5 protein-coding genes are annotated in these 3,654 nt (G+C 42.8%); 3 read left to right on the top strand and 2 right to left on the bottom strand.

Features of this window, described 5'->3' with window-relative positions:
- The first annotated feature begins 173 nt into the window (after positions 1 to 173).
- A complete protein-coding gene (locus tag ACJ751_RS21135) occupies positions 174 to 1,112 on the top strand; it encodes a hypothetical protein (protein ID WP_407747506.1) in 939 nt (312 codons plus the stop codon).
- Positions 1,113 to 1,309: 197 nt separating this feature from the next.
- Positions 1,310 to 1,927, top strand: coding sequence for a hypothetical protein (locus ACJ751_RS21130; RefSeq protein ID WP_407747505.1), 618 nt, complete (start codon positions 1,310 to 1,312; stop codon positions 1,925 to 1,927).
- Here the strand turns inward: ACJ751_RS21130 and ACJ751_RS21125 are convergent.
- Entirely contained in the window at positions 1,924 to 2,319 is a 396-nt protein-coding gene (locus ACJ751_RS21125; RefSeq protein WP_407747504.1) for a DUF4267 domain-containing protein, read from the bottom strand. The two genes, ACJ751_RS21130 and ACJ751_RS21125, sit on opposite strands and share 4 nt — an antisense overlap.
- Positions 2,320 to 2,381: 62 nt before the next feature.
- Positions 2,382 to 2,954 carry a Crp/Fnr family transcriptional regulator gene (locus tag ACJ751_RS21120; RefSeq protein WP_407747503.1) on the bottom strand — a complete coding sequence of 191 codons (573 nt, stop codon included), beginning with the start codon at positions 2,952 to 2,954 and terminating at the stop codon, positions 2,382 to 2,384.
- 69 nt (positions 2,955 to 3,023) lie between these two features.
- Here ACJ751_RS21120 and ACJ751_RS21115 point away from each other — a divergent pair.
- Positions 3,024 to 3,654, top strand: a 631-nt coding sequence (locus tag ACJ751_RS21115; protein ID WP_407747502.1) for a hypothetical protein, incomplete at its 3' end; no start/stop codon positions are given.

The raw sequence follows: 3,654 nt of genomic DNA, 5'->3' as shown, positions 1-3,654 counted from the left end.
CTGACTGGCTGCATCGGGAATAACTATAGCATTCAGGAAAAATACAATAAACAGGAAACGAATTAAGAACTGTTTGGCAGGCATCAGTTGTACAGTTTGTCTTTTTTGTTAATGGGTATTCTAATGTACGATTTTTACACCAGTTGGATGCCCGTTTATGATTAAATTGGCATATGGGATCCATTGGAAAAATAATTGCACAACGAACGGGAATAGACAACCTGATAAGTATACTGGCCGATAAATTATCAGGCACAGAAATGAACTCTTTGTTGCTGGAAGTATTTTCACGCCGGGCGCAACAGCAAACGGCGCCCGAACTGCTGAAACAATATGAACAGAACCGTTTTGTGCAACCGGCGGAAACAGATCTCATTCATTTGTTGGAGAAATCCCTGCAAACGTTGAAATGCTTATCACAACATCACTTTCTGCCTTTGCAGGTGTCGCCACTCAGCCAGTTGGGTACCTGCTCGGTGGTGGCAACGGTTGACCAGGATAAAGTAGTTTCGGCTTTACGCAATTGTGAGGTGTTGTCTGATGCTACCAACGCACTGGCGATGTATATCAGCAGTCAAAAGAAAAAGCGAAAATTCAATGATGCCAGTTCGCATATTAAATACTGCACCACGCAACGGCATGTGCGGTCGCAGCCTTTTCAAATAAAAGGGTTCTCCCCGCATTTCACCATTGGCTGCCTGGTGTCATCCGGCACCGATACCGGGAATTACGCTTTTGAAAAGAAAGCCATAGCAGAACATTTTGCAGCCCTGCAGGATGTTCTGACAACTGTTTTTAATACCGATGCAGTCAGATTCAGGCTGCAGCAACGGGCAGGTTATCCCGATACTTTTGTCCCCGCCATATTGGAATATCTTCATAGCCAATTACCAGAGATGGAGGTTACCCGGGATGAAAACCCCGGTTCCAACAATTATTACAAAGGGCTTCAGTTCAAGGCTGTGATTACCCTGCAGCAACGCGACTTTGAAATTGCTGATGGTGGCCTGGTTACCTGGACCCAACAGTTGCTCAATAACAAAAAGGAGCGGTTCTTTATTTCAGGGTTCGGACTTGAACTGCTGAATAAACTGGAAGAAGGATTGTTATAATTTAGTTCAAATAAACAAGGCCCCCTGCAATAAAAGCGTTTTTCCCATGAGAAATTATCTTTTTCTCATGGGAATTTTATTTTTTCCCAGGTGCGAAAGGTAATTTCACATGTGCGAAGGTAAATTTCCAAGGAGCGAAGATTCGTTTCCTATGTGCGAAGGGTTTTTTCTCATGAGAAATTTTAATCTAAGACATATTGATGCGACTAGTAACGATCATTCTTATTTGCTTTGCCTGCTCGCGGGCTTATTCGCAGGATACGGTCTTTTTAAAAGTGCATTTTCTATATGGTTCCAAACCCCTTCAGCAATATAAGGATACGGAACGGAAATGGTTTGGCGGGATGTTAGGAGGCCATGTAGGCATTGAAGGCGATAGCGACAGAATTGTAAATTTCCTTAAAAAAGGAAAGCTGCATTGGTTTGCAAAAAAGAGGGACAAGCATAGCCGGTATGCTGTTCATTCGGAAAAACAATTCTATTCCCTGTTTCGATACAATCCCGATAGTGTTAAGAAAGCAATCGTTTATATACCTGTAACACGCCAGCAAAAACAGCAATTTGATAGTATTACGACCGCCTATTTAAAGCAAACGCCCTATGATTATGCGTTTATTGGAATGCGTTGTGGTGCAGGGGCTTATGATATCCTGGGGCAGTTGAACATTTTACCCAAATACTGTTATGGCAAAACCTACCGGAAAATATTTTATCCCAAAAAGTTAAGAAAGCGCCTGTTAAAGAAAGCAGCCAGCAATGGCTGGCTGGTTGTTCGGCAAAACGGGTCAACAAAACGAAAATGGGAAACGGATTAAATTTTTTCAGGGGTTATCCGTAAATAATAAATTCCGAGCAGGATTACGATAATAACCGCTGAAAGGTGCGGGTAGAGGGCAGCAGTTTGAAAATTGGGTTGTATTGCAACAATAGTCATGTCAGTGGCGGGTATTATAACTGCACAAAGCAACAGGGTACCCAATGCGCGGAATTGACGGGTAAGCAGCAACACAGACAACACCAAACCGGAGAATATATCCCTGATTCCTTTAATGTAATGGAAAGCAAAATTGCCGCCGGCATTTACCTGTATGCCAAAGGCGTGTTCCGCTTCCACAGGAACAAAGAAGAAACGTGCGCCGATAAAGATAAGACCAAGGCCGGTTAGTAAACAAAGCCAGAAAGCGATAGTGTGTGTGACTTTTTTCATTGCATTAAGTTTATAATGCAAATGTCATCGCCAGCCCAAACTTTTTCGTGCACTTAGGTTAATTAATGGAGGGAAAGTCTTTTTCTTATCCGGCTGAGCGATTGCGGTTTCACCCCCACGCAGGAGGCTATATAATATTGGGGAATACGTTGTTGCAGATCAGGGTGGGCCTGCAACAGTTTTTCATAACGCTGTTCGGGGGTATCGACGTAAAAAGAGTTCAGGTTTTGCAAGGCCTGTACAAATACCTGTTCAAGGATCAGCCGACCCATACGCTCACCATTAGCCATGGTGCTATACAACAGGTTCAGGTTATCGTAAGTGATCACATAGGCGGTCGTATCTTCCAGGGCTTCTATGCTTTTAAGAGAAGGTATCTGGGGTACAAAACTTTCGTAATTGCTTACAAACTCGTTTTCCCTGGCGAAATAGAAAGTTTTTTCTTCGCCGTCCTGGGTTAGGTAATAGCGCATCAGTCCTTTTATAATGAAACCTACATGGCGGCATATCTTTCCTTCCTGTAAAAAGGGCTCGCCTTTTTTAAACTGTTTTTCAGTAAAAAGGGTGGAAATGATTTCTTTTTCAACTTTTCCAACCGGAACAAAGTATGCAAAGCTATTGAACAGGGCTTCCATAGGGTTAAAGATAATATTTAAAAAGAAATACGTCGAAGATTGTAGCTTTATCCTGCAAAACTACTTTCCATGCAGATCAGGGACGTATTTACCATTGAACAATTCCGGGATAAAAGTTTTGAACCCAACAAACTTTCAACGGCGCATTTTAATAAAATACTGGTCATTGAAAAGGGAAAGGGCGAACTGGAGCTGGCAAGCGTGCCCCACACTGTTTCAAAGGGCACGGTATACCTGATCGGTAAAGAAAAGCCGGTGCTGTTTGGGGAGAATAGGATCAGCGGCTATTTGTTACAATTCGATGAATCGTTCTGGCAAAAGACACCGCTCAGCGCCAACAACTGCAAGGAAGTACTGTTCAACAGAAGCATAGATAGTTTTACCCTTCATCCCGATAAACAACATTTCGATCACCTGCTTGAATTGCTGCAGCTCACGCTTTGTGATTTTGAATTGCCCGATTATTCCAATAAACCTGATGTACTGGCAGCCTACCTGAAAGTGATCATTATTAAAATGGCCAATATTCATTTCCTGCTCAGGGCCGATACCCCTTCCTACGATAGTAAATTGTTTGAACGGTTTGTGTCGCTCATTAATGAAAAGGGAAACAGCATACATAAAGTAGACGATTATGCCGACGCATTGGGCGTTACTACCCGCAAGCTGTCTGATGTATGCAAGAGCAAAGGAAAGAACG

It is taken from the genome of Niastella sp., assembly GCF_045805085.1.
In the GTDB taxonomy this organism is placed as follows: domain Bacteria; phylum Bacteroidota; class Bacteroidia; order Chitinophagales; family Chitinophagaceae; genus Niastella.
This window is presented reverse-complemented; position numbering and strand designations above follow the sequence as displayed.

Bases quoted from the DNA above. Each gene is read 5' to 3' on its own strand.
- ACJ751_RS21120 (WP_407747503.1), bottom strand. From the start codon at position 2,954: ATGGAAGCCCTGTTCAATAGCTTTGCATACTTTGTTCCGGTTGGAAAA.
- ACJ751_RS21135 (WP_407747506.1), top strand. From the start codon at position 174: ATGGGATCCATTGGAAAAATAATTGCACAACGAACGGGAATAGACAAC.
- ACJ751_RS21125 (WP_407747504.1), bottom strand. From the start codon at position 2,319: ATGAAAAAAGTCACACACACTATCGCTTTCTGGCTTTGTTTACTAACC.